This is a genomic window from Photobacterium proteolyticum, from assembly GCF_001939735.1.
Lineage (GTDB): Bacteria > Pseudomonadota > Gammaproteobacteria > Enterobacterales > Vibrionaceae > Photobacterium > Photobacterium proteolyticum.
Genome location: NZ_MJIL01000006.1, coordinates 1 through 1,139, shown reverse-complemented (window position 1 = coordinate 1,139; position 1,139 = coordinate 1). Strand labels below are relative to the sequence as shown.

Sequence of the window (1,139 nt, the reverse complement as noted above, 5' to 3'; positions counted from 1 at the left end):
ACTGTCGCAGTTGCCGAGTCCAGCTCACCGTCATTGGCCTTGTAGGTAAAGCTGTCCTGACCGAAGAAGTTAGCATCCGCTTGATACGTCACTTCATTGCCACTCAACAGAACGCTGCCATTTCCCGACGTCGTCACCAATTGATATGTCAGTGACGAGTCTTCCACATCGCTGCCTGCCAGAGTAATAGCCAGGGCTTTATCTTCTTCTCCGTCTACCGACAGGTTTTGTACACTTGGCGCGTCATTGACCGGATTAACTGTCAGCAACACTTCAACCGGTTCGGAGTCAAGCTCGCCGTCATTGACCTTGAACTTGAAGCTATCTGCACCGTTAAAGTGTGTATTCGGTGTATAACGCCAGCTATTTTCACTCAACTGCTCAAGCTCACCATTGCTGGTGCTTTCAGTAATGCTGTACACCAAGGCATCGTCTTCAATGTCTGTCCCGCTCAGTGTGAGTGTCAGTGTGGTATCTTCATCCAGCGTTTGAGACTGAGCCGTCGCAACCGGCGCATCATTGACCGGAGTGACAGTCATGCTCACCGTTGCCTCATTAGATACCGCACCAGCGGCATCCTTCACGGTATAGGTGAAGGTATCATCACCGAAATAGTTGGCATTAGCGGTATAGACAATCGCCCCGGTCGACGTAACCTCAACCTGGCCGTTGGCCGGTGACTGGACAACCGTCACACTGGTCAGGTCGAAGCTATCGTTGGTATCGACATCGGTGTCATTGCCCAGCACGTTGACCTCGAACGATCCCTCTTCCTGCAGCTCAGCGGTATTGTCTGCCGCTACCGGCGCATCATTGACCGGAGTCAGCGTGACCGTCACGGTCGCCGGCTCAGACTGCAAGCCTTCACTATCAGTCAGGGTATAGGTAAAGCTGAATGTACCGTTCTCGTTTGCACGCGGCGTGATCGCCAGGCTGCCATCATCCTGAATGGTGACTTCCGCTTTGGCATAATTACCCGCCCCATCGCCCTGATCTTCCAGAGTGATATTCGCTTTGGTGAAGCTCTGATCCTCGATATCCGAATCGTTGGTCAGGATCGCCAGCGTAGCCGCCACGTCCTCGTCCGTAGTCACGCTGTCATTTCCGGCGATCGGCCGGTCGTTCACCGCCCCGATATT

At 53.6% G+C, this 1,139-nt stretch carries 1 protein-coding gene; it reads right to left on the bottom strand.

Features of this window, described 5'->3' with window-relative positions; translation table 11 throughout:
* Nucleotides 1–1,139 (bottom strand): Ig-like domain-containing protein (locus tag BIT28_RS00040; protein ID WP_139310405.1); only part of this gene is annotated, 1,139 nt, incomplete at both ends.